Annotated in this window: 3 protein-coding genes; all 3 read right to left on the minus strand. The window is 66.6% G+C overall.

Annotated elements, in window-relative coordinates; all coding sequences use genetic code 11:
* A partial coding sequence (locus tag WA317_RS16365; RefSeq protein ID WP_425174029.1) for a hypothetical protein occupies positions 1-100 on the minus strand: 100 nt, incomplete at its 3' end.
* Positions 101-116: 16 nt separating this feature from the next.
* On the minus strand, positions 117-815 hold the full coding sequence (locus WA317_RS16370; RefSeq protein ID WP_425174027.1) for a hypothetical protein: 699 nt from the start codon (positions 813-815) through the stop codon (positions 117-119).
* Positions 816-976: 161 nt separating this feature from the next.
* Complete coding sequence (gene guaA / locus WA317_RS16375) at positions 977-2,551, minus strand: glutamine-hydrolyzing GMP synthase (RefSeq protein ID WP_425174028.1); 1,575 nt, start codon at positions 2,549-2,551, stop codon at positions 977-979.
* Between the last annotated feature and the right edge of the window lie 18 nt (positions 2,552-2,569).

Here is a 2,569-nt window from a genome sequence, read left to right on the forward strand (position 1 = left end):
GGGTGACCGCGATCGGAGCCGTCGCGGGCAGGCCTGCGGCCGCCGCCGCGGCCACCGCAGGCCAGTCCATGCACCAGATCGCCAAAACCCGAGAAGCCATCGAACTGCACCCAAACTCACCCGGTCCCGGTCCGCAGCTGGCGGACCGCCCGTCCGCGTGCACACACGTCGATCCGCACCCTGCTGATCCGCCCGAAGCCTGAGGGAGCGGCGCCTTGAAAGCCCGCGCCACTCACCGTGGTCTCATAGCCACACACCCGGGCCTCCAGCCGCAGATGAGCTCCATGCCAGTTGCCGTCGACGACGAGCAAAGTGCAGCCTTTTTGGTTGGCACGGGCCACCACCGCCCGCGCCCGGGTCGGCGGCACCGAACGCCCACCCAGGCCCAGCACCACGAGGTCCATTCCATCCATGAGCACCGCGGCCACCTCGACCGGATCGGTCCCCGGATCCGGGATCAGCGCAAGACGGCTCAGATCGGCGCCCATCTCCACCGCGGCGAGCAATCCGATATCCGGCTGGCCGACGATGACCGCGTTCTGACCGGCTGCCGTCACCGCGGCCACCATGCTCAACGGCAACGACCGGGCTCCTGAGAGCACCGCCACCGTTCCTCTGGGTAACGCGTGAGGCAGCACCTCGGCCAGCGACGGCGGGATCGGCAGCTTGGCCTCCGAGTCCGGCAACAGGTCATCGGAATGGGTATAACTGTGCCGTCCGGGCCCCACCTTCCCGGATACCGCCGCCATCTGCCGGCGCAGCTGTTTGAGCTGCTCAGCGCGAGCGCTGTGCTGGTCAACTGCAGCCTGTGTCATTGCCACTTCTCCGGCGTGTCATCCGTTTGTATCGAATGTATGTTCGATACAGTGAGTCAACACCTGCCCTTCGACAACGTCAAGCGGCTGCCCTGTGACTCGAGATACCCGTCATGGCTGTTGCGGCGTTTCAACGAAAAGGGCCGGAAGCGACTAGGCCTTTACTCCCACTCGATCGTGCCGGGTGGCTTGCTGGTGACATCCAGCACCACCCGGTTGACCTCGGCGACCTCGTTGGTGATGCGGGTGGAGATGCGTTCCAGCACCTCGTAGGGCACCCGGGTCCAGTCGGCGGTCATAGCGTCCTCGCTGGACACCGGCCGCAGCACGATCGGGTGCCCGTAGGTGCGGTCGTCGCCTTGCACCCCTACCGACCGCACATCGGCCAGCAGCACCACTGGGCACTGCCAGATCAGGTTGTCCAGGCCGGCCGCGGTCAGTTCCTCACGGGTGATCGCGTCGGCGCGTCGCAGTGTCTCCAACCGCTGCCCGGTGACCTCACCGACGATCCGGATGCCCAGACCCGGTCCCGGGAACGGCTGGCGTGCCACGATTTCATCGGGCAGTCCCAACTCCCGCCCCACCGCGCGCACCTCGTCTTTGAACAGCAACCGCAGCGGTTCGACGAGTTTGAACTTCAAATCCCCCGGCAGGCCACCGACATTGTGGTGGCTCTTGATGTTGGCGGTGCCGCTGCCACCGCCGGACTCCACCACGTCGGGATACAACGTGCCCTGCACCAAGAACTCGATGTTGCCGTCAGCGGCCCCAGAGTCGCTGTCAGCCAGGATGTCTCGCACCGCGCCCTCGAAGGCGCGGATGAACTGGCGGCCGATGATCTTGCGCTTACCCTCCGGATTGGTCACCCCGGACAGCGCCTCGATAAAAGTCTTCGCCACGTCGACGGTCACCAGGTTCGCGCCGGTGGCCGCGACGAAATCGCGCTGCACCTGGACACGCTCACCCGCACGCAGCAGGCCGTGGTCAACGAATACACACGTCAACCGGTCCCCGATGGCCCGCTGCACCAGTGCGGCGGCCACCGCGGAATCCACCCCGCCGGACAGCCCGCAGATCGCGTGGCCGTCACCGAGCTGTTCGCGCACCTGCTCAACGAGCGCGGTGGCGATGTTGGCGGCTGTCCACTCGGCGCCGATTCCGGCGAAGTCGTGCAGGAACCGGCTGAGCACCTGCTGGCCGTGCGGCGTATGCATCACCTCCGGGTGATACTGCACGCCGGCCAGCCGTCGGGCCCGATCTTCGAATGCCGCCACCGGCGAACCGGGGCTGCCGGCCACCACCTCGAATCCGGCCGGCGCGGCCGTCACCGCGTCACGGTGACTCATCCACACCGGCTGGGTGTCGGATAAACCCGAATGCAACTGCCCACCACTGACTTTCAGCTCGGTGCGGCCGAACTCACTGGTGCCGGTGCGCGCGACGGTGCCGCCCAGCGCCTGCGCCATGGCCTGGAAGCCGTAGCAGATGCCGAATACCGGCACATCCAAGTCGAACAGTGCCCGATCGAGTTGGGGCGCGCCTTCGGCGTAGACACTGGCCGGTCCGCCGGACAGCACCACCGCTTGCGGGTTTCGGGACTTTATTTCCTCGACGGTGGCGGTGTGGGGAATGACCTCGGAGTAGACCCGCGCCTCACGCACTCGCCGCGCGATCAGCTGGGCATATTGCGCGCCGAAATCGACCACCAGCACCGGCCGAGGCGACAAAGATTCCATTGGCATCAGTTTAAAGGC

This window comes from Mycobacterium sp. (assembly GCF_049802695.1).
Classification (GTDB): Bacteria; Actinomycetota; Actinomycetes; order Mycobacteriales; family Mycobacteriaceae; genus Mycobacterium.